This window comes from Bacteroides pyogenes DSM 20611 = JCM 6294 (assembly GCF_000428105.1).
GTDB lineage: Bacteria > Bacteroidota > Bacteroidia > Bacteroidales > Bacteroidaceae > Bacteroides > Bacteroides pyogenes.
The window spans coordinates 1-23,166 of the sequence record NZ_ATZH01000013.1 but is presented as its reverse complement, the minus strand read 5'-3'; the positions used below and the strand labels follow the sequence as shown (position 1 = coordinate 23,166).

Genomic DNA, 23,166 nt, shown 5'->3' with positions numbered 1-23,166 from the left:
GTATAAATAGTGGCAGAACAGAATCAGTTTGAAATAATGAAAGAAAACAAGATTTATATGCAGGAGTGGCTCGACTTTCACCAACGTGTAAAAGTCGTGGATACCGATCGATGGTATCTTGGATTTGCCAACCGGTTGGCGGAGATGCTTGCCGGACTTTCTCTTTATCGGGAGGTTGACACATATAGCCGGCAGGAAACGGCATTGTTGCTGACGCTTTATTTGGAAGATTGCGTGGCCGATGACGGAAACTGGCGGCAATTCATTCGGTGGCATCATCGCGAGTACGGCCGCTATTTGCCTTTCTACACGCTTACGGACAATTACTTTCCCGATGAGATCAATCTCGAAGACATTGCTTTCATTCTTTGGAATTTTTACTCGGATATAGAGACTGATGAGGTTGGAAACCCGTTGGACGATAGTCTGCTGAAGCTTGCCGGAGTGATCTATAAACTGATGGATGAGATTTTTGAGGAAGCTCCCATAAGCGGTCATCTTGCGCCCGAATGGTTTATAGGAAGAGATTTTATGGAAATCAAACGCACACCTTTGCCTGTGCCTGTCCCGGGCGGAGAACTGCCCGAAAGCGCTGCCCGGTTTCTGGAAGCTTCGGGCGGGAAGCCGTTGATGTTTTTCGATTCTCATAGAGAGTGGGCGGCTTTTGCGGTTGAGAAGATGGGGTGGAGAGATCATGATTTCATAGACTCATATAAGGAATGCAGGAATTTCATCATGTATGGCAACCCGAAGGGTGTGCTGATGGCGCTCGACATAGCCGAATGTCTTGCGCACGAAGACAATCCTTGTTATGATCAGAAACTTGCCGTTGTCAACGCTTACAGGTTGTTTTGCGAACAAGGCCTTTGTCCGTTCGACTTGTTGAAATATGCCATGGAGTACCGGCTGTTGCCCGATGCGCAGTTCCCTTTCGAAGACGGGAAACGATTGCTTCATGAAAACTGGGATTTTGTAGCTCGTTGGTTTTTGGACGAATATTATGAAGGAGATTAAACAGTAGCGCGTATGCCGATAAAAAAGAACAAGAACCCCTTTACCGGAAAAGCGAAGCCTGTGCAAGGGAAGAAAAAAACGTCGGGAAAAAGGGTAGGGAAGTCTCGTCCGGAAAAGGCGAACAATCAATTGAACAGGCGGGTGAAATAAATATTTTCAAGAGTTTCGGGCATTCATTCATTTCAAAACTATATCCGGCATTACGGTTTGATGTTCGAGTAGTATCAGAATAACCCGTACTATACGGAAGAAAGGAAACAGCTGACGAAAGTGCTAAATGATTGAAGGCGGACACAGCAGGCTTATGGCGTGGCTATTTACGCGCAGAATGAAGCGATTGGAAAGGTGAAAACGAAATAAAGAATGAGCAATGGCAAGAGCAACAACAAAAACGGATTTGATAATTGCGGCGAACGGACAATTTGATAGATTGTGCAAAATTATTGAACAGATGAGCGATGAACTGCAAAATGCCGCTTTTGCACACGAAATGGCTGCGGCCGGAAAAGAGACGCATTGGAGCAGGGACAAGAATCTGCGGGATGTACTTGTGCATTTGCACGAATGGCACAAGTTGTTGTTGAATTGGATTGAGTCCAATCGCGCCGGTGATGCAAAACCTTTTCTACCCGAACCGTATAATTGGAAAACTTATCCTGCGATGAATGTAGAGTTCTGGGAAAAACATCAAAAGACATCATTGATTGACGCAAAAAACATGCTTATGGAAAGCCATAAAAAGGTAATGGCATTGATTGAGACTTTTTCCAATGACGAATTATTTGCAAAAAACACATTTGCATGGACAGGCACTTCGACATTGGGCGCTTATTGCGTTTCGGCCACTTCAAGCCATTATGACTGGGCGATGAAAAAGCTGAAACTGCATATCAAAACAAGCGGTAAATAGCGGTGTATATTTTCAAAGCATTTCTCCTGCGTCTTTTTTATACTCCTTTTTCTTTCGGATAAAGTCAATTTTGAGTTGGGCTTTTTCTTTTTCCGAATGGATACTATCTATCTCCGAAAGTATTTTTGCCAGTTCGTATAGCTCGGCAGCCGCAGTGCGGTCGGCCGGGTGCATCGTTGTGGCATACTTCCGTTCGCCGATGTATTCTATGCGGATGTTCTTGTCTTTATTGAGGGCCAGAAACTCGATGACTCCTCCGTCTTCTCCCAGTTTATAGTCCGCTTTCTCTATTTTCTCACCCATATCCGTCGTTTCATAGCTGTCTTTCGAAGTGGGAGTTTGTGCAAAGCTCCCGTCGGGAACGGTTACTTTCACTCCCGTATGATGGATGCTGCCGCTCCCGCAATAGATGGAAGTCATGCTCATGACTCCTTTTTCGCTGACCTGAAACCGGAGGAAAGAGCGGTGCAGGTTCTTTTCCACCGTTTGGGTAGGCCAAAAATAGTTTCCTGCGGTCTGATATTCGTCGTCCTTTTCCAGCTTGTACTTCCCTTTGATGGCTTCGAACGCTTGTTGCCTTAGTCCGAGCGCGCTGTCCAGAACGGCTATCCTCCGCTGCTGTGCCCGCTCTTCCACTTCCATGAGCAATGCCTGACCGGCTTTACGCGCTTCGAAGGCTTTCGGATATAAGATTTTGATGCTGTCTATTTCCCGTTTGGCTTCGTCGTAGTTGCCCCATTCATAGGCGGAGCGGGCTGCGGAGAGTCTCTCGTTCGCCTTTTTCTCGATTCCGCTTCCGCATGCTGTAAGTACTGACAGGCAGACGGAGAAAATTATCGTTTTTTTCATTATCTTATCGTTTTAGTGCGCTGTTTGCAGCGAGTTAACATTTAATGTAAAGGCAAAAGTACGAATTATCCTCATATTTTTGTAATTTTGCAGGCTTAAAACGTTGGTAATAGTATTAGAATGATAGAATTGACTCAAGAGGAACTGAAGCAACATTTCAGCGAACCTATTTTCGGGAAAATAGCCGAAACGGCGGATGCCCTCGCATTGGAGTGCTACGTGGTGGGCGGTTATGTACGCGATATCTTTTTGCAACGTCCCTCTAAAGATATAGATATAGTGGTAGTCGGCAGCGGAATTGCCATGGCGGAAGCGTTGGGCAAAAAGCTGGGGAAGGGGGCGCACGTCTCTGTTTTCAAAAACTTTGGCACGGCGCAGGTGAAGTATAAAGGGATGGAAGTTGAATTTGTCGGCGCCCGTAAAGAATCCTACCGGCACGACTCCCGCAAACCGATTGTGGAAGACGGTACGCTCGAAGACGATCAGAATCGGCGCGACTTTACCATCAACGCATTGGCGGTTTGCCTCAATCAATCTCGCTTCGGAGAACTGGTAGACCCGTTCGGAGGGTTGGACGATTTGAAAGAAAAGACCATCCGTACGCCGCTCGACCCGGATATCACGTTTAGCGACGATCCGTTGCGGATGATGCGTTGCATTCGTTTTGCCACTCAGCTGGGTTTTTACATCGACGATGATACGTTCGAATCGCTTTGCCGAAACAAAGACCGTATCGAAATCATTTCGCGCGAACGCATTGCAGACGAATTGAACAAAATCATCCTTTCGCCTATACCCTCCAAAGGTTTCATCGATTTAGACCGCAGCGGACTGCTGCCGCTTATTTTCCCCGAATTCGCGGCTCTTCAGGGAGTGGAAACCAGAAACGGGCGTTCTCACAAGGATAACTTCTATCATACGCTTCAGGTGCTCGACAATATCAGCAAGATGACCGATAACCTTTGGTTGCGCTGGTCGGCGTTGCTCCACGACATTGCCAAGCCGGTGACGAAACGCTGGGAGCCTAAAGCCGGATGGACTTTCCGCAACCACAACTTTGTGGGTGAGAAGATGGTTCCCGTCATTTTCCGTAAGATGAAGCTGCCCATGAACGAGAAAATGAAGTATGTGCAGAAGATGGTGGGATTGCACATGCGTCCCATCGTAATCGCGGATGACGTGGTGACCGATTCGGCTGTGCGCCGGTTGCTTTTTGAAGCCGGAGACGATATCGACGACCTGATGACTCTTTGCGAAGCGGATATCACTTCGAAGAATCTGGAACGCAAGCAGCGCTTCCTGAACAATTTTCAACTGGTGCGGCGGAAGCTGAAAGACTTGGAAGAGAAAGACCGTATCCGTAACTTTCAGCCTCCGGTGAGCGGAGAGGAAATCATGGAAACCTTCGGTTTGCAGCCTTGCCGGGAGGTAGGCTCTTTGAAAGCTGCCATAAAAGACGCCATACTCGACGGCGTGATTCCCAATGAATACGAAGCCGCCCATGCTTTTATGATGCAAAAGGCGAAGAAAATGGGATTGAAAGCGGTTAAGGAGTAGCGAGCCTGTTCGGCTTTTCACAAGACATTGCCGGCTGTTGTTGTCAGGCCTCCAGATTGATAATGCTTTCTTCGCAGATAGTCAGCTTTTCTATTCCCTCGTTCGTCACCACCCAGGAATTCTCTACGCCTACGGGACCCACCCCGGGTATAATGATTTTGGGTTCGAGGGCGAATACCATTCCCGCTTGCAACTCTTGTTTGACGCGTGGAGCCAAAACCGGGGCTTCATTGATTTCAAGCCCGATGCCGTGCCCTATAAACCGTGCTTGCTGTCCGGTTCCCATGAAATTGTCGGCAAAGCCGGCTTCGGTCACCATCTCGATGGCTGTATTGTACAGATCCTCGCAGCGTACTCCCGGTCGTGCGACAGACGCGATTCTCTCCTGTATATCCAGGCAGACTTGATGAGCTTTGTAAGCTTCTTCCGGCAGTTTGCCCACAGAAAATACGCGACTCATATCGCCCATGTATCCGTTGAAGTTTCCTCCCAAGTCTACCATTACACTCTGTCCTTCTTTTAATGGAGTCTTGTTCACACCGACCGGAAGAGCGTAATCGAGTCCTTGCCCTCCTAAGGCGAAGTCGAACGGTGAAGGGTATGCGGCGTTGTCGCCCGCCAATACGCTGCCCATGAAGATTTCCATGCTCCGGCCGAATACGCGGAAGATGCCCAGACTTCCCTGCAACCGCATCAGGCGCTCCACTTCAATGGAAAACTCAAAATCGGTCATTCCCGCCCGATATACTTCGGGTATTTGGCTGTAAGCTTTGGCGTGGGCTATTCCCGAACGGCGGAACATCTCGATTTCCACAGCGGTTTTGATGCTGCGCGCTTCGCGGATAATCGGCGTTCCGTTTACTATTTCCGCATCGGGAAACAGTCCGGACAGACGAAGGTATTCCGTATAGGGAAGTTCGTCTCCTTCGAGCATCAGTTTCGTTGGCGCGGGCACTCCCTGTTCTTTAAGCAGATCGACTATTTGTTCGGGTTTGCGAACCGGAAAAGCATACTCTCCCGTAATGTTGTTCGGGCGTTTGAAAAACACCAGCGCCGGAGAGTGAAGAGGCAGGTAAAGATAGCCGCTGACAATAGTGCCGTATGTATAGAGTAAGTTTACATTGCAGGTGATGAGTGCCGCATCAATCCCTTGCGCCGCCATCAGACTGCGTATCTTATCGCGTCTTAATTTTAATTCAGGCTGTAACATGAAGATTTGATTATGGTTTATATATGTTCATTCGTTCTGCAAAGTTAATTATTTCAATTGAAAATAAAACCCAAACAAAGAAAATAGCGCTACCCACTTCCTGTCGCAGGAGATGAGTAGCGCAAACCACAAATACAAATACAACTAAACAAAGATTTAGAGATATATGAACATTGTTATGACTCAACCCGGTAATCGACTACCAAGCGACCCATTATTCATAATTTATTATGCAATCAATTGATTCTTAAATGACTCCTTGTCCCATCATTGCATGGGCAACTTTCATGAATCCGGCAATGTTGGCGCCTTTCACGTAGTTGATATATCCGTCGGATTCCGTGCCGTACTTCACGCATTGGGCATGGATGCCGTGCATGATGGCATGAAGTTTTTCGTCCACTTCCGCCGCGCTCCAGCTCAGGTGCATGGCGTTTTGAGACATTTCGAGCCCGGAAGTGGCAACTCCGCCTGCGTTGACTGCTTTACCCGGAGCATACATCATCTTGTGTTCGATGAAGAGGTCGATGGCTTCCGGCGTACATCCCATGTTGGAGATTTCGCCGATGCAAAGCGTCTTGTTGTTGATCAGATTTTGAGCGTCTTCTCCGTTCAGCTCGTTTTGCGTGGCGCAAGGAAGCGCGATGTCGACTTTCACTTCCCACGGACGTTTGCCTTTTACGAAGGTGGCGTTCGGGTATTTTTCCGCATAAGGAGCAACAATGTCATTGCCCGAAGAGCGAAGCTCGAGCATATAGTCGATTTTTTCTCCGCTGATTCCGTCGGGATCGTAGATGTAGCCGTCGGGTCCGGAGATGGTAACTACTTTGGCCCCCAGCTCGGTCGCTTTGGTTGCGGCGCCCCAGGCAACGTTGCCGAAACCGGAGATGGCTACCGTCTTTCCTTTAATATCGAGTCCTTTGGCTTTCAGCATCTGGTGCACAAAGTACAATCCGCCGAAACCGGTAGCTTCGGGACGAATCAGAGAACCGCCGAACTCCAATCCTTTGCCGGTGAAAGTACCGGTAAACTCACGGGTCAGTTTCTTATACATACCGAACATGTAGCCCACTTCGCGTCCGCCTACGCCGATATCGCCGGCAGGCACGTCCATGTCCGGACCCAGATGACGCCATAATTCGAGCATGAATGCCTGGCAGAACCGCATGATCTCGGCGTCGCTTTTGCCGCGTGGCGAGAAGTCGGAACCGCCTTTACCGCCGCCCATCGGAAGCGTGGTCAGCGCATTCTTGAATGTTTGTTCGAAGCCAAGGAACTTCAGGATCGACAGGTTTACCGAAGCGTGGAAACGGATACCGCCTTTGTACGGGCCGATGGCATTGTTGAACTGTACGCGGTAGCCGAGGTTGGTTTGCACTTCGCCTTTGTCGTCTACCCAAGTCACACGGAACGTGAAAATACGGTCGGGTTCCACCAGCCTTTCGATAATCTTGGCTTTTTCAAATTCGGGGTGTTGGTTATATATATCTTCGATAGATAGGAGTACTTCCTTCACAGCTTGAAGGTATTCGGATTCACCGGGATGCTTTGCCTCCAGAGAGGACATGATTTTTTGGATGTTCATAATAGTATGTTTTTAAAAAGGTTATTCTGATAAAATGTCAGCTTTGTATGCTGCAAATATAGGAAAACTTTTCATATATAATCTTTTTTACGCTTATTTTTTGATTAAATAATGATAAAATGATAAAGATGCGTTGTGTAAGCGTATTCTTCCCTATGCGAGAAGCTGAAAAGAAAGCGCGGAATTCCGCGCTTTTGTTTTTCTTTGCTCGTACGGTGGGGGTATTCCCGAGCGGTTTGCCCGCTGTCAGAATTTCGGTTTCATCCCCAGATTATACATGATGAAGCCGTAGGTGTCGGCTTGTTCCTCCAGTATTTTCGACATCGGCTTGCCCGCTCCGTGCCCCGCTTTGGTGTCGATACGTATGATTGTCGGGTTTGTTCCGTCGTTGGCGGCCTGCAAAGTTGCCGCAAACTTGAATGAATGCGCGGGCACTACACGGTCGTCGTGGTCGGCGGTGGTGATGAGTGTGGCGGGATACTTGGTTCCGGGCTTCAGGTTGTGAATCGGCGAATATCCTTTCAGGTACTCGAACATTTCCTTGCTGTCCTCGCTTGTCCCGTAATCGCTTGCCCAGTTCCAGCCGATGGTGAACTTGTGGTAGCGGAGCATATCCATTACCCCCACTTGCGGAACCGCCACACGGAAGAGGTCGGGGCGTTGCGTCATGCAGGCTCCTACCAGCAGTCCGCCGTTCGAACCGCCTACAATGGCTATTCCCTCTTTGTCCGTATATTTATTGTCGATCAGGTATTCGGCGGCGGAGATGAAGTCGTCGAATACATTCTGCTTTTGCATCTTCGTGCCGGCGATGTGCCATTCTTCGCCATACTCGCTTCCGCCGCGCAGGTTTACTTGTACATAGATGCCGCCGTTCTCGAGGAATGGGATGCGCGAGGTGGTGAAATACGGGTTGAGGCTGATGCCGAATCCGCCGTATCCGTACAGGAATACGGGGTTCTTTCCGTTCTTCTTCAGGTCTTTCTTGTAGGTAAGGAACATCGGTACCTTCGTTCCGTCTTTGCTGGTGAAGAAGATTTGCTCGGTGACGAAATCGTCGGGGTTGAACTGTACTTCGGGAGCCCGGTAAAGTTCGTAGCTGTTTCCGTCCATATCATATTTATAAGTAGCTCCGGGGATGGTAAACGAGGTGAATCCGAAGAAGCACTCTTTGTCGTCTTTATCGCCGCTGAAGCCTACCGAACCGAGCGAAGGCAACTTGATTTCGTGTATCATCTTTCCGTCGAGACCGTATACGTAAGCATGGTTCGAAGCGTCTTTGTCGTAAGTGAGGAAGAGCTTTCCGCCGATGATATCGGCTCCCGACAGTACGGCGTCCGATTCCGGCACGAGTTCTTTCCAGTTCTCCAGCTTCGGTTGCTTGAGGTCGGCCACCATGATTCTGTTTTTAGGCGCGCCGTAATTGGTAAAGATATAGATTTGGTCGCCGATTACTTCGATCGGGCTGTACTGGTAGTCGAAGTCGGTTGTCAACTGCACGAAAGGCGCTCCCGGTTTCGTCAGGTTGCGTATCGAGAGGTTGTTTCCTCTGCCTGCGCCCGATTCGAAGAGGAAGAGAACGCGCTCGTCTTCGCTGGTTCCGGCGCTGTAGAAACGTTTCGGGTGAGCCGGATTCCGGTAAACGAGCTTGTCGCTCGATTGCGGTTCACCTATCTTGTGATAATATATTTTATGGTTTTCGTTCACGTTGGAAAACTCCTTGCCCTTCACCGGAGCGTCATAGGCGCTGTAGTAGAAGCCGTCTTTTTCCCAGCTTGCACCGGAGAACTTCGCCCATTGAATATGGTCGTCGAGCAGTTTGCCCGTTTCGGTGTTCATCACGAATATTTCCGACCAGTCGGAGCCGCTGCGTGAGATGCTGTAGGCAGTGTATTTCCCGTCGTTGGAGAAATACAATCCGGTGAGAGCCACCGTTCCGTCTTCCGAGAGTTTATTCGGGTCGAGGAATACGCGCGGTTCTCCGTTCAGCGAATCCTGAACGTAATATACGCTTTGGTTCTGTAGTCCGTCGTTCTTGCGGAAATAGTATTTCCCGTGTTTCTTGAAGGGAGTGCCTATCTTTTCATAGTCGGCAAGCTCGGTCATCCGTTTCAGCAGCTTGTCTCTGAAGGGGATACGGCTCAGGTATTCAGCGGTGACTTCGTTCTGCGCCTTTACCCATTCGGCGGTGGCGGCGCTGGTGTCGTTTTCGAGCCAGCGGTACGGATCGGGAACTTGTGTACCGAAGTACACGTCTACAGTGTCTACTTTGGCCGTTTCGGGGTAGACGATTTTTTTCTGTTGCGAAGTGCATGACATCACGATGACTCCACTCATTAGCAAGATTGTTTTTTTCATTTCGTTCATCTCTTTTTTGGTTTGACATAGAGCTTGGACGTCACAAATGTACAAAATAATGAGTTATAAAGGAATATCAAGTTTTATTTTTTGAATATTTATCCGGCTTTCCGCCTTCGGGGCAGGAGGGAGCGGCTCGGTTTTGCCCTAAGCGGCTGTTTGTCTTGCGGCAACTTTTTGCCGGAGCTGCATTTTTGCCTTGTTTCGGAGAAGGGCTGTTTCTGCCGCAAAGAATTTTGCTTTTGCTTTGGCTTAACTTCTTTGGGTTCCGGTGTGGCTTCTTTCTTCACCGAACAAATCCGGTGTATTTTACTGAAAATGGTTTCTGCTTTTCTTTTGTGATGCTTCTTTCTGTTCCGACGAGGCTTCTTCCTTCTTCGAATGCTCCCGATGTATTTTACTGAAAATAGTTTCTGCTTTGCTTTTGTGGCGGTTCTTTCAGTTTGGTCGGAGCTTCTTTCTTCACCGAATACATCCGGTGTATTTTATTGAAAATGATTTTTGCTTTGCTTTTGTGGCGGTTCTTTCAGTTTGGTCGGAGCTTCTTTTTTCACCGAATACATCCGGTGTATTTTATTGAAAATGGTTTCTGTTTTGCTTTGTGGTATTTCTTTCAGTTCCGTCGAAGCTTCTTTCTTCACGGAATAAAGCCTCTGTTTGCTCCGGATAGAAGCTCCGTTTTGCTCGGACAGAGCCTCTGTTTTGCCCGGACAGAGCCTCTGTTTCGCCCGGACAGAGCCTCTGTTCCTTTAATGAAAAGATTCGGCTTTCCCCGGCGGGAAACTTTCACGCTGTGGAATACCGCTGTCGCTTCCTCCGGCAGAACGGCGGTTGCCGAACGGGTTGCGACAGGATCTTTCCCGAAGCAAGAGGCGGTATGGACATGCATCCGTGTTGTCGGTCTGTGTATCGCAGGGCAATCTTCCCCGAACCGAGAGGCGCAACGGATGCGGCATCGCAGGCAGATCGCCGCTTCCCCATGGCTCCCCGTGTGCAGGCAAACGTCTTCCTGCTGCGATTCGCAAAATAGGGACACCGGAAAGAATAAAAATAAGATTAAAAAATTAACTTTGCGGAGTAATCATTCTGATCTTATGCTTAGTAAATACAAACTGAACCAGCTTTATTTCAAAGACACGCAGTTCGCCAATCTGATGACAAGGCGCATCTTCAACGTGCTGCTCATAGCCAATCCGTACGATGCCTTTATGCTCGAAGACGACGGGCGTATCGACGAGAAGATATTCAACGAATACACTTCCCTGTCTCTCCGCTATCCGCCCCGCTTCTCGCAAGTATCGACGGAGGAAGAGGCGTGGGAACTGTTGGAAAAGATGCCGTTCGACCTTGTAATATGTATGCCGGGTACGGGAGACAACGACAGTTTCGATATCGGACGGCATATCAAGGCGAAATACAACCACATTCCTATCGTGATTCTGACGCCTTTCAGCCACGGCATCACGAAGCGCATCATCAACGAAGACCTCAGCGCGTTCGAATACGTGTTCTGCTGGCTGGGAAACACCGACCTGCTGGTCTCCATCATCAAGCTGATGGAGGACAAGATGAATCTGGAACATGACGTGAATGAGGTGGGGGTGCAGCTTATCCTTTTGGTGGAAGACGGCATCCGCTTCTACTCCTCCATCCTTCCCAACCTGTATAAGTTTGTGCTCAAGCAGAGTCAGGAGGTTTCTACCGAGGCGTTGAACGCCCATCAGCGCACGCTTCGGATGCGCGGGCGACCTAAGATTATTCTGGCGCGTACCTATCAGGAGGCTGTGGAACTTTATCGGAAGTACCGGAACAATATTCTGGGGGTGATTACCGATGTCCGTTTCCCGAAAGTGGAGCGCGGCGGCAAAGACGAACTGGCGGGCATCAAGCTTTGTGCCGAAATACGCAAGAACGACCCGTTCGTGCCGCTCATCGTGCAGTCGTCGGAATCGGAAAACGCTTTATACGCGGCCAAATACGGCGCAAGCTTCATCGACAAGAACTCGAAGAAGATGGATGTCGACCTGCGGCGCATTGTATCCGAGAATTTCGGCTTCGGCGATTTCGTGTTTCGCAACCCCGATACCGGCGAGGAGATAGCGCGCGTGCGCAATCTGAAAGAGCTGCAGAACATTCTTTTCGCCGTGCCTGCGGAGTCGTTCCTTTACCACATCAGCCGGAACCACGTTTCGCGCTGGCTGTATTCGCGCGCCATGTTTCCCGTTGCCGAGTTTCTTCGCCCCATTACGTGGAACAGCTTGCAAGATGTGGACGCTCACCGCAAGATTATTTTCGAAGCCATCGTCAAGTACCGGAAGATGAAAAATCAGGGAGTGGTGGCTGTCTTCAAGCGCGACCGCTTCGACCGTTATTCCAACTTCGCCCGCATCGGCGACGGATCGCTGGGGGGAAAGGGACGCGGACTGGCTTTCATCGACAACATGGTGAAGATTCATCCCGAATTCGAGGAGTTCGAGGATGCCGCCGTAGCCATTCCGAAGACCGTTGTCCTCTGCACCGATGTGTTCGATGAGTTCATGGAAACAAACAGTCTCTACCAGGTAGCCCTCTCGGATGCCGACGACGATCTCATCCTGAAATACTTCCTGAAAGCCAAACTGCCCGACCGGCTGGTGGAAGACTTCTTTACTTTCTTCGACGTGGTGAAGTCGCCCATCGCCATCCGCTCGTCTTCCTTGCTCGAAGACTCGCATTACCAGCCCTTCGCCGGAATCTACAATACGTATATGATTCCTTATCTCGACGACCGGTACGAGATGCTCCGCATGCTTTCCGACGCCATAAAGGGGGTGTACGCTTCCGTCTACTTCCGCGACAGCAAGGCCTACATGCAGGCTACGTCGAATGTAATCGATCAGGAGAAAATGGCGGTTATCCTGCAAGAGGTGGTCGGCAACCAGTATTGCGACCGCTACTATCCTTCGATGTCGGGTGTAGCCCGTTCGCTCAACTACTACCCCTTGGGCGATGAAAAGGCCGAAGAGGGGACGGTGAACCTGGCTTTGGGCTTGGGCAAATACATTGTCGACGGAGGAATGACGCTTCGCTTCTCTCCCCATCACCCCAACCGCGTGCTCCAGACCAGCGAGATGGAGATTGCTCTGAAGGAGACGCAGACGCGTTTCTACGCGCTCGACTTGAAGAACGTAGGGCAAAACTTCTCCATCGACGACGGGTTCAACCTGCTGAAACTTCATGTGAAGGAGGCGGAGAGCGACGGTTCATTGCGGTACATCGCTTCTACATACGATCCCTACGACCAGATTATACGCGACGGACTCTATCCCGGCGGGCGGAAAGTAATCACGTTTGCCAACATTCTTCAGCACGACGTTTTCCCGCTGGCACGTATCCTGCAACTGGTGTTGAAGTACGGCGAACAGGAAATGCGGCGTCCGGTTGAAATAGAGTTTGCCGCCAATCTGCATCCCGATCAGGACAAGAAAGGAACGTTCTATCTCTTGCAGATTCGTCCGATAGTAGACAGTAAAGATGTGTTGGACGAAGATTTGGCGCAGATACCCGACGAACAGGTGGTGCTTCGCTCGGACAAGTCTTTGGGGCATGGTGTCATGAACGATATCTATGATATCGTATATGTGAAGACCGAAGGGTATAGCGCTTCGAACAATCAGGCCATCGCATGGGAGATAGAAAAACTGAACAGGCAGTTTCTGGACGAGGGAAAGGGGTATGTGCTGGTCGGTCCCGGCCGTTGGGGAAGCAGCGACACGTGGCTCGGCATTCCTGTGAAGTGGCCTCACATCTCCGCCGCGCGCGTGATTGTGGAGGCGGGGCTGACGAACTACCGCGTCGATCCGAGTCAGGGAACTCACTTCTTCCAGAATCTGACTTCGTTCGGCGTGGGGTATTTCACCGTCAACGCTTACATGAACGACGGTGTTTACAATCAGGAGTACCTCGATGCGCAGCCTGCCGTACAGGAAACGAAGTTCTTGCGCCACGTCCGTTTCGAACAACCGATGGTGGTGAAGATGGACGGGAAAAAGAACAGGGGCGTTGTGCTTATGCCCGATGGCGGACAAGGCTGACCGCAAACGCGCGAATCCGGAACGCTTCTCCGCATCCTTTTCTCTTTTAGAACGAGACCGGAGGCTCCCTCTCATGCCTGAAAAAGACTTCGCGTTTGCCTGGACACGAAGTCTTTTTCAGGCAAACGCGAAATCTTTTTCAGACGAAAGGGGGATTGAATGCGTGAGCTTCGGGTTACAAATCCTCCTTTCGGTGCATCGGTTTCTGTATGGAACCTTCGGGGAAGATTTTATAAAATGCCTTGCGACATCATCGCTTTGGCTACTTTCATAAATCCCGCCACATTGGCGCCCTTCACGTAGTTTACGTATCCGTCGGCTTCCGTTCCGTACTGTACGCAGGCCTCGTGGATATTCTTCATGATGCTTTTCAGCTTTTCATCCACCTCTTCGGCGCTCCACCCCAGCTTGATGGAGTTTTGAGTCATCTCCAAACCCGATACCGATACGCCTCCGGCATTGGCCGCTTTCCCGGGAGCGTACAGAATCTTGGCATCCTGGAACACTTTGATGGCTTCCGGAGTGGAAGGCATATTCGCTCCTTCGGACACGGCGATACAGCCGTTGGCGATCAACTGGCGCGCATGGTCGCCGTTCAGCTCGTTCTGAGTGGCTGAGGGTAAGGCGATGTCGCATTTCTCTCCCCACGGCTTTGCACCTTCCACATACTTCACGTTGTACTTCTCGGCATATTCGCGGATACGTCCGCGGTACAGGTTCTTCAGCTCCATGATGTAGTCGAGCTTTTCGCGGTCTATGCCGTCGGGATCGTAAATGTATCCGTCCGAATCGGAGCAGGTCACTACTTTCCCGCCCAGTTCGATCACTTTCTCGATGGTGTATTGGGCCACGTTGCCCGCTCCCGATACCAGGCACGTCTTGCCTTTCAGGTCGGTGCCTTTGGTTTTCAGCATCTCCGTAAGGAAGTAGATGTTGCCGTATCCGGTGGCTTCGGGACGAATGAGCGATCCGCCGAACTCGCGTCCCTTTCCGGTAAACGTTCCCGTGAACTCATGCGTCAGCTTTTTGTACATGCCGAACATGAAGCCCACTTCGCGTCCTCCCACGCCGATGTCGCCTGCCGGAACGTCGGTCTCGGGTCCTACATGACGCCACAGCTCCAGCATGAACGCCTGCACGAAGCGCATCACTTCGGCGTTCGACTTGCCGCGCGGCGAGAAATCCGATCCGCCCTTGCCTCCGCCCATGGGCAACGTAGTCAGCGAGTTCTTGAAAGTCTGCTCGAATGCAAGGAATTTCAGAATGGAAAGGTTTACGGACGCATGGAAGCGGATGCCGCCTTTATACGGGCCGATAGCGTTGTTGTGCTGCACACGGTATCCCATGTTGGTTTGCACGTTGCCTTTGTCATCCACCCAAGTGACCCGGAACTGATAGATTCTGTCGGGGATACACAAACGCTCTATCAAGTTCGCTTTGTCGAACTCCGGATGCTTGTTGTATTCCTCTTCGATCGTGGCCAGTACTTCTTCTACCGCCTGATGATACTCCGGTTCGTTGGGAAACCTTCTTTTTAAATCTTCTAATACCTTAGCTGCATTCATAATCACTTTTTTAATGGTTATCTATTACCTTATTTTATGAACCTGCTTTGCAGGCACACCATATTTATATGTTTGTAATGTAGAATCCGGTTCGATAATGCCGTCTTGCGGTTTTCCTCTCTCCCCGGAGTTCCCCGCCTCCGACTTTTCTGTTTGGCGCGTCGGTATTCCGCAACGGTTTTCTTATGGAAACAGGTCATTTTCTTCAAGAAGAACTCTTAAAAAGAATAGTGGCAAAATTCAAACGGATTCTTGTTCTTTATTTTGATTTGCAAAAGTAAAGATAAAAAATGAATATGCAACAATTTTATAAATAAAAAAGCGATAATGTGTTATTTCTGTTACATTATCGCTCTTTTTTAAGTAAAAAAGATATTATTTCTTCTTTTTGACGGACTTATAGACAGGAATAAAAACCAATGCCGCAGAGATGAGCAGCATGATAATCGTCATTCCGTCGATGCGTTCGGCTCTTGTCAGTACCAAGTAGCACAGCGCCAGCCAAAGCAGGCTGATGCAAACAATTTGTGATTTTGATAACGGGCGTTTCATTGGTCGTTTATTTTCTTTTTCTTTTCCACAATAGCATCGATTACCGCTACGGCTGTGATGTTTACGATGTCGCGAACCGAACTTTCGAAGTCGGTGAAGTGAATGGGCTTGTTCAGTCCCATCTGAATGGGCCCGATGAACTCCGTATCCGGATCCATGGCCTGCAATAGCTGGTAGCCTGCGTTGGCAGAACTCAGGTTCGGGAAGATGAGCGTATTCACGTCTTTCCCTTTCAGGCGGGTGAACGGGTATTTGGCATCGCGCAGCTTGCGGTTCATCGCGAAGTTTACTTGCATTTCTCCGTCGATGGGCAGTTCCGGATACCTCTCCTGCATATAGCTTACGGCTTGGTGCACTTTTACCGGGCTTCCTGTAGTGTCGGCCCCGAAGTTGGAGTACGACAGCATCGCCATTACCGGCGTATGGTTGAAAAACCGCACGGTGTGATCGGCAAGTTTGGCTATGTCTATCAGCGTATCCGCGTCGGGATGGCGGTTGATCAGCGTGTCGGCGAGAAAGTAAGTTCCCTTTTTAGAGTTGAGGATGTGCATCGTTCCGAAATGTGTAAACTCCGGGCGGATGCCGATTACCTCTTTCGCCACCTTGATGGTGTTGCTGTATCGGGTGTAAAGTCCGGTGATAAAGGCGTCGGCATCTCCGATTTCCACCATCATCATGCCGAAATAGTTGCGTTCGAACATCTTGTCGTTGGCTTCTTCGAAAGTGAATCCTTCGCGCGCCCGCTTTTCCGCCAGAATGCGGGAGTAACGTTCGCGTCGTCCCGCTTCGTCGGGATGGCGAAGATTGACAATCTCGATGCCTTCCAGACTGAGATCCAACTCCTGCGCCAGCTTGCAGATGGCTTCGTCGTTGCCCAGCAGAACAGGGTGGCAGATCCCTTCCGATCTGGCTTCTACGGCCGCTTTCAACATGTTGGGATGAGTGCCCTCGGCGAATACTACCCGTTGCGGATGGCGGCGGGCAGTGTCGTAAAGCTGGCGGGTGAGTCTGGACTCGTATCCCATCAGTTCCCGTAAATGCACCTTGTATGCGTCCCAGTCCTCGATAGGCTTGCGGGCTACTCCGCTTTCCATGGCCGCGCGGGCTACGGCGCAAGCCACTTCCGTGATAAGGCGCGGGTCTACCGGTTTGGGAATGAAGTATTCGGGACCGAAAGTGAAGTTGTTTACCTGGTAGGCTGCATTCACCACATCCGGCACGGGTTGTTTGGCAAGATTGGCAATGGCGTATACGGCAGCTATTTTCATCTCTTCGTTGATGGCTTTTGCCTGCGTATCCAAAGCGCCCCGGAAGATGTAAGGAAATCCGATTACGTTGTTGATCTGATTCGGATAGTCGGAACGTCCGGTAGACATTAAAACGTCGGGACGGGCGGCCATGGCCTCTTCGTAAGATATTTCGGGAACCGGATTGGCCAGCGCGAACACGATAGGCATGGCGGCCATGCTCCGTATCATGTCTCCGTTCACCACGTTTCCTCTCGACAGTCCGAGGAATACGTCGGCGCCTCTCATCGCTTCTTCAAGCGTATGTATGTCGGTGCGTGCGGTGGCGAAGAACCGTTTCTGTTCGTTCAGGTCCGTGCGCGTTTGGCTGATAACCCCCTTGCTGTCGAGCATGACGATATTCTCCAGGCGCGCCCCCAAAGCCACATAAAGCTTGGTACACGATACGGCGGAAGCTCCGGCGCCGTTGACTACGATCTTCACCTCCTCTATCTTCTTTCCCGCCACTTGAAGCGCGTTCACCAGTCCGGCTGCTGAAATAATGGCAGTGCCGTGCTGATCGTCGTGCATCACCGGAATATCCAGCTCCTCTTTCAGCCTCCGTTCTATCTCAAAACACTCCGGCGCTTTGATGTCTTCGAGATTGATGCCGCCGAAAGTCGGAGCGATGGCCTTTACCGCCTCGATAAACTTATCCGGATCTTTCTCGTCCACTTCGATGTCGAACACGTCTATGCCGGCATAGATTTTAAAAAGCAGCCCTTTGCCTTCCATTACCGGTTTGCCGCTCAACGCACCGATATCACCCAGTCCCAAAACGGCGGTTCCATTGGAAATAACGGCTACCAGATTTCCTTTCGCCGTGTATTTATAAGCGTCCTGCGGATTTTTCTCAATTTCGAGGCAAGGTTCTGCCACGCCGGGAGAATATGCAAGAGATAAATCATTCTGTGTACTGTGAGGTTTGGTAGGAACGACCTCTATTTTGCCGGGTTTACCCTGCGAATGATAGAGCAAAGCGGCTTCTTTGGTTATTTTAGCCATGATAAGTTATTTAAATGCAAATTTGTCAATTGGCTACAAATGTATAAATAAATGTTGGAATTTGTTTTGAAAAACGGGCGAAATCATTTTATTTTATTACAATAGCCGTTTGAAACGAATTATTTCGGAAAGTATTTCGTGCAACTGCTTATTTACTTTGTTCTGTGAAGATGTAAGTCTGTTTCACCGTTAATTTATGCGGCGAATCTAAGATTTCTATCTTATCCTTTACACTGCAATCCTTTACTCTTTTTACAGCAAAACTTATTCGTCTTTCGTCTGCGTTTGATTCGTCTGCCGTTCGAGAGACGAATCAAACGCAGGCGAAAGACGAATGAATCACGAACGGCAGACGAAATATCCTTTAAACCGAAAACGCTGACTTTATAATAAATGGAGCTAACTTCTTTCCGCATAACGGCAAACGCAGCCGCCCCTACCAGAGAGTGAACCGCACCTTCAAAGTCTTAATGCCTGACATCATCCGATAAACTTGAGGTTATTGCTTTTACTATTTGGAAATAAAGACGGTCTTATGTCCTTTAAACTGTAGAAACATTTTTTTTATTCGTTATGCCTTCAATGCCTGTTCGATGTCTGCAATCAGATCATCGGCGTTTTCTATGCCTACCGATAAACGGATTAAGTCCGGGCGTACACCGGCCTCTATCAACTGCTCGTCCGTAAGCTGGCGGTGGGTATGGCTTGCAGGGTGTAGCACACAGCTGCGCGCATCCGCCACATGGGTGACGATGGAGATTACCTCCAAAGCGTCCATGAATTGGATGGAGACATCGCGTCCGCCTTTAAGCCCGAAAGAAATAACACCGCAAGACCCATTGGGCATGTATTTCTGTGCCAACGAGTAATATTTGTTCTCCGGCAGTCCGCAGTAGTTCACCCATGCCACCTTCTCATGTCCCGATAGATATTCGGCTACCTTTTGTGCGTTCCGGCAGTGCTGGGGCATGCGTAGATGCAACGTTTCCAGTCCCAGATTCAGCAAAAAGGCATTTTGCGGACTTTGTATGCTTCCCAAGTCGCGCATCAGTTGGGCGGTAGCTTTGGTAATGTAAGCCGCTTTCCCGAAATCTTTCGTATACGTCAGTCCGTGGTACGACTCGTCCGGAGTACATAGTCCGGGGAATTTATCGGCGTGGGCATCCCAGTCGAAATTGCCGCTGTCGACGATGCAACCGCCTACGCTGGTGGCATGTCCGTCCATATATTTGGTAGTGGAGTGCACCACGATATCCGCTCCCCATTCGATCGGGCGGCAGTTGATGGGAGTGGGGAAGGTATTGTCTACAATCAGAGGAACGCCATGCTTGTGGGCGATGCGCGCGAATTTTTCGATATCCAGCACTTCGAGCGACGGGTTGGAGATGGTTTCGCCGAACAATGCTTTCGTGTTCGGGCGGAAAGCTGCCGATATTTCTTCTTCGCCGGCATCGGGGCTGACGAAGGTTACGTCGATTCCGAGCTTTTTCATGGTGACGCCGAACAAGTTGAACGTGCCTCCGTAAATGGCCGAAGAGCAAACAAAGTGGTCGCCTGCTTGGCAGATATTGAAAATTGCGTAGAAGTTGGCAGCCTGACCGCTTGAAGTAAGCATGGCGGCCACTCCGCCTTCGAGTGCGGCTATCTTCGTGGCTACGGCGTCATTGGTCGGGTTTTGCAGGCGGGTATAGAAGTAGCCGTTGTCTTCCAGATCGAAAAGACGCGCCATCTGGTCGCTGGTATCGTATTTGAAAGTTGTACTTTGATAGATGGGCAGTACGCGCGGCTCTCCTTTGCCGGGCTTCCATCCTGCTTGTACGCACAATGTTTCGGGTTTGAATTGTTTTGCCATAATGTATCGGTTTTAAATGTCTTCTTTTCAAAAAAAGGATGAATGGCGCAAAAATAGAGAAAATAATCGTATTTTTGTTCTATTTTATGAGTGAAATGATATTGTAAATACGAGTTAACGTAAATATGAAAAAGAGATTCGGTATTCTTCTGTGTTTTAGTGTATTCTTTTTAATTCCGGGAGCAAAGGCTCAAGAGAAAGCCACTCCGAAAGCTGGTGAAGGCATTTCTACTTTTCTGCTGAGACACAACAGGTCGCCTAAAAAATATTATAATGACTTTGTGGAGTTGAACAGGAAACAATTAGGGAAGGAAGAAGTGTTGAAGATGGGGATGACCTACGTCATTCCTCCGGTGAAAAGAACGAAAACCGTATCGGGAAAGCCTCTTGCGGATAAGCTGCCTGCCGGTGGGAAAAAGAAGATAGTGCCGGATAAGCCTTCAAGAAAAGGAACGTCCATTCATCAACCGCTCTTCGGAAAGCAGTTGGCGGATGTCCCGGTAACTTCCGAACGTTTGGCAGGTGCGTGCTTTTATATAGTCAGCGGGCATGGAGGGCCCGACCCGGGAGCTATCGGCTATGTGGGAAAACATGAACTTCATGAAGACGAATATGCCTATGATATCGCCCTTCGTCTGGCACGCAACCTGATGCAGGAGGGGGCGGAAGTGCACATTATCATCCGGGATGCCAAAGACGGTATCAGAGATGATGCCTATTTGTCGAACAGCAAGCGCGAAACCTGCATGGGCGCTCCCATTCCTTTAAATCAGGTGCAACGCTTGAAGCAACGTTGCGAGCGGATAAACACGCTTTACCGGGAAGACCGGAAGAACTATGCTTACTGCCGCGCCATCTTTATTCATGTAGACAGCCGGAGCAAAGGGAAGCAGACCGATGTCTTTTTCTATCATTCCATGAAGAAGGCCGAAAGCAAGCGGTTGGCATACAACATGAAAGATATGTTCGAATCCAAATACGGGAAGCATCAGCCCAATCGCGGCTTTTCAGGAACGGTGAGCGAGCGGAATCTGTATGTGCTGGCTTACACCCATCCGGCCTCTGTTTTTGTGGAGCTGGGCAATATTCAAAACACGTTCGACCAGCGGCGGCTGGTCATCAATTCCAACCGGCAGGCCCTCGCCAATTGGCTGATGGAGGGATTTATAAAAGATTATAAACTGACGTTTAAATGATAATGTCTACTCTTGTCGCATCTTATTTCGTTAGCGAGCTTGAAAAACATAATTTGACTTTATATATATAGTACATACAATGAAATTGTCACAAGTCTTTTTTACTTCATCCGGCTTAGCCACTTGCATTCCTCCATCGAGGAAAAATCGCATCTCTGATATTACTGCTCTGTCACTGCTGTTGCGAGGCGGTATATTCACAATTTGTTGTTTGTTTGTAAAGAGTCATTTATTGCTCGCTCAAGACAATGGGGCTTTCCGGTATATACTCAATTCCGAAACCGATAACCTAAGGAGGATTTATTGGGATGTCTATAATGGCGATAACTTATCTTTGGCGGTTGACACAAGTGTAATTATCGATACTCAAAAGCCCGTTCAAAAAATTGTGATAGCCGGAAATAAAAGAGCCGCGTTAGGGAAAAGCAAAAAGAAGCATATTATTAGTAGCGGGCTTCTACTTAAACCGAGCGATGCTGACTCTATAACGGTTCGTTTGTCTTATAAGAGTGAAAATTTATCAAATCCTGTTTTTATCACTCAATGCATGGATGACGAAGGAGACGTCATAAGCTCAGACACGACGATCCTGTTGAAAGACACGGGTTGGACAATTGCCAAAGCAATTCATCCTTTGAGAAACGTCCGGTTTTTACGGTTCGAATTTCAGCTGCAATCGGACAACGTTAAAGGCAACTCTGCTCTTTTCCTTGATGATATACAATTATCTATGAATAAAGATCAGTTGTACAGTTCAATTTCCGATGCGGATTCTCATTATAAAATAAAGAAGAAAAAGTTAAAGGATTTAGATGTTTCAGAGGAAAAAAGATATGGTCCGATCTCTGAATTAAGAACAAAAAAGATAGTGGCGTTAGGAGAGTCGGTACACGGAAGCCAAACGATAGAAAAGGCGGCCATCGACATTCTGAAATATCGGGTGACTCACGGAAATTGCAAGTTGATATTGATAGAGTTGCCTTTAGACGAGATGCTTAGCGTGAATCAATATGTGAGAGGAAATGAGGCGTTTCACCTTGACAGCATTGTAAAATACGGTGTGATAAGCCAATCTGTTTATTCCAAAAATATGCTGGGATTTTTTGAATGGGTAAAAGAATACAATAAAACAGCAGATAAAAAGGTGCGAGTATTGGGATTCGATGTAAATATCGAAGATTTACCTGTTTATAACCTAAACTTGTTTGATTATCTTAGAAAGACAAATAAGCTTGAGGCTGAGGATGAAATATGTAAAAGACTGGCAGCAATTACTTTTTACCATAACGATGTGGTTAAAGCATTAAAAGAGGTTGAGGCAGAGAAGAAAATTAGATTAGACCCTACTGAATTGAACATGATTGGCCATTATCATCAACAACTTTATCGACTCCATTCATCCGATAATAAGTTTATAATAAGAGATTCAATCATGTATGAAAATATTAGATATTTGACCGGACTGTTATGTGCCCCTGACGAAACGGTTACTTTTTATGGACATTTAGGGCACATCTGCAATAACCGGTTCCGGGCAAGCTGGTCGTTTAACGATCAATCCTGTGGCGGGCTGTTGAAGAATCTTTTTAAAAATGATTTCTTCTCCATAGGATTTTTTGTAGGAAACGGAGAAAACACCACTATAAATAATTTTAATTTTATGGTTAACGAATTACCTTGTCCGTACTCTCTCAGTCTCGAGTCGAAACTTAATATAAGTAACCATCGTTATTTTTTCACCAATACCGCTTCTCTTCCCAAAGGTCCCTTATATATGCGTGTAGGAACCATTTCTGCGAATAGCCGTTTTTTTATTGGATATCCTCATTTATTAATGGATGGCATTGTATATTTATCTCAGAGTAAACCATCGGATGTTATCCGGCCGGAGGTTTCATTTGGCGAAAAAGCCGTTCCGAAGATGCTTCAACTTCGCCAATATCTGAAACTGTTGCCTGGAAATTACAATATTTTTAATCACTGATTTAGTACCGATTGAAAATCGGATTAAGGTATTTCACTCCTGTTTATTGTCAATGCTGATTTTTGCGTTTTTACAAATGGACTTGAACAGGTTTAGCAAACTCAAACTATTTTCGGGATACAATACAACCTTATCCATGTTGTAGCGAATGACGATTTTATCAAAAAAAA

16 protein-coding genes are annotated in these 23,166 nt (G+C 48.5%); 7 read left to right on the top strand and 9 right to left on the bottom strand.

The features are described 5' to 3' along the window. The first annotated feature begins 36 nt into the window (after positions 1-36). The 3 genes from C234_RS0104190 to C234_RS0104180 all read left to right on the top strand — a co-directional run bounded on the left by C234_RS0104190 (position 37) and on the right by C234_RS0104180 (position 1,924). Positions 37-1,014 (top strand): DUF3843 family protein, encoded by a 978-nt coding sequence (locus C234_RS0104190; protein WP_027324749.1) that lies wholly within the window; start codon positions 37-39, stop codon positions 1,012-1,014. A gap of 12 nt (positions 1,015-1,026) precedes the next feature. Beyond that, positions 1,027-1,164, top strand: coding sequence for a hypothetical protein (locus C234_RS17740; protein WP_162830789.1), 138 nt, complete (start codon positions 1,027-1,029; stop codon positions 1,162-1,164). A gap of 220 nt (positions 1,165-1,384) precedes the next feature. Next, complete coding sequence (locus C234_RS0104180) at positions 1,385-1,924, top strand: ClbS/DfsB family four-helix bundle protein (protein ID WP_027324748.1); 540 nt, start codon at positions 1,385-1,387, stop codon at positions 1,922-1,924. A gap of 12 nt (positions 1,925-1,936) precedes the next feature. Here the strand turns inward: C234_RS0104180 and C234_RS0104175 are convergent, their stop codons facing one another. After that, positions 1,937-2,773 carry an outer membrane protein assembly factor BamD gene (locus C234_RS0104175; RefSeq protein ID WP_027324747.1) on the bottom strand — a complete coding sequence of 279 codons (837 nt, stop codon included), beginning with the start codon at positions 2,771-2,773 and terminating at the stop codon, positions 1,937-1,939. A gap of 120 nt (positions 2,774-2,893) precedes the next feature. Here C234_RS0104175 and C234_RS0104170 point away from each other — a divergent pair, with 120 nt between their 5' ends. Continuing rightward, positions 2,894-4,330: a CCA tRNA nucleotidyltransferase gene (locus C234_RS0104170; RefSeq protein ID WP_027324746.1), complete on the top strand. Its 1,437-nt coding sequence runs from the start codon at positions 2,894-2,896 to the stop codon at positions 4,328-4,330. A 43-nt stretch (positions 4,331-4,373) separates the two neighbouring features. Here C234_RS0104170 and C234_RS0104165 read toward each other — a convergent pair whose 3' ends face one another. The 4 genes from C234_RS0104165 to C234_RS17345 form a co-directional block, all read right to left on the bottom strand. Next, entirely contained in the window at positions 4,374-5,540 is a 1,167-nt protein-coding gene (locus C234_RS0104165) for a M24 family metallopeptidase (protein WP_027324745.1), read from the bottom strand. Between the two features lie 247 nt (positions 5,541-5,787). Continuing rightward, complete coding sequence (gene gdhA, locus C234_RS0104160) at positions 5,788-7,125, bottom strand: NADP-specific glutamate dehydrogenase (RefSeq protein ID WP_027324744.1); 1,338 nt, start codon at positions 7,123-7,125, stop codon at positions 5,788-5,790. 246 nt (positions 7,126-7,371) lie between these two features. After that, positions 7,372-9,483 carry a prolyl oligopeptidase family serine peptidase gene (locus C234_RS0104155; protein WP_027324743.1) on the bottom strand — a complete coding sequence of 704 codons (2,112 nt, stop codon included), beginning with the start codon at positions 9,481-9,483 and terminating at the stop codon, positions 7,372-7,374. A gap of 749 nt (positions 9,484-10,232) precedes the next feature. Further along, positions 10,233-10,484, bottom strand: coding sequence for a hypothetical protein (locus C234_RS17345; protein ID WP_027324741.1), 252 nt, complete (start codon positions 10,482-10,484; stop codon positions 10,233-10,235). A gap of 93 nt (positions 10,485-10,577) precedes the next feature. Here C234_RS17345 and C234_RS0104135 point away from each other — a divergent pair, with 93 nt between their 5' ends. Next, the gene (locus C234_RS0104135) at positions 10,578-13,556 is read left to right on the top strand and encodes a PEP/pyruvate-binding domain-containing protein (protein ID WP_027324740.1); all 2,979 of its coding nucleotides are present in this window, start codon (positions 10,578-10,580) and stop codon (positions 13,554-13,556) included. 230 nt (positions 13,557-13,786) lie between these two features. On the opposite strand, the gene C234_RS0104130 is transcribed toward C234_RS0104135, so the two are convergent. From C234_RS0104130 to C234_RS0104110, 4 genes are all read right to left on the bottom strand, one after another. After that, the gene (locus tag C234_RS0104130) at positions 13,787-15,121 is read right to left on the bottom strand and encodes an NADP-specific glutamate dehydrogenase (RefSeq protein ID WP_021647219.1); all 1,335 of its coding nucleotides are present in this window, start codon (positions 15,119-15,121) and stop codon (positions 13,787-13,789) included. A gap of 375 nt (positions 15,122-15,496) precedes the next feature. Then, positions 15,497-15,673 (bottom strand): hypothetical protein, encoded by a 177-nt coding sequence (locus C234_RS17735; RefSeq protein ID WP_021647217.1) that lies wholly within the window; start codon positions 15,671-15,673, stop codon positions 15,497-15,499. Next, the gene (locus C234_RS0104115) at positions 15,670-17,964 is read right to left on the bottom strand and encodes an NADP-dependent malic enzyme (protein WP_027324739.1); all 2,295 of its coding nucleotides are present in this window, start codon (positions 17,962-17,964) and stop codon (positions 15,670-15,672) included. The genes C234_RS17735 and C234_RS0104115 overlap by 4 nt, the downstream gene beginning before the upstream one ends. A 571-nt stretch (positions 17,965-18,535) precedes the next feature. After that, positions 18,536-19,816, bottom strand: a complete 1,281-nt coding sequence (locus tag C234_RS0104110) for an O-acetylhomoserine aminocarboxypropyltransferase/cysteine synthase family protein (RefSeq protein WP_027324738.1) — start codon at positions 19,814-19,816, stop codon at positions 18,536-18,538. A gap of 125 nt (positions 19,817-19,941) precedes the next feature. Between C234_RS0104110 and C234_RS0104105 the strand changes: the two genes are divergently transcribed. Both C234_RS0104105 and C234_RS0104100 read left to right on the top strand, forming a co-directional pair. Then, a complete protein-coding gene (locus tag C234_RS0104105; RefSeq protein ID WP_027324737.1) occupies positions 19,942-21,012 on the top strand; it encodes an N-acetylmuramoyl-L-alanine amidase family protein in 1,071 nt (356 codons plus the stop codon). Positions 21,013-21,091: 79 nt separating this feature from the next. Beyond that, positions 21,092-22,996 carry an erythromycin esterase family protein gene (locus tag C234_RS0104100; protein WP_034540924.1) on the top strand — a complete coding sequence of 635 codons (1,905 nt, stop codon included), beginning with the start codon at positions 21,092-21,094 and terminating at the stop codon, positions 22,994-22,996. Positions 22,997-23,166 lie beyond the last annotated feature (170 nt).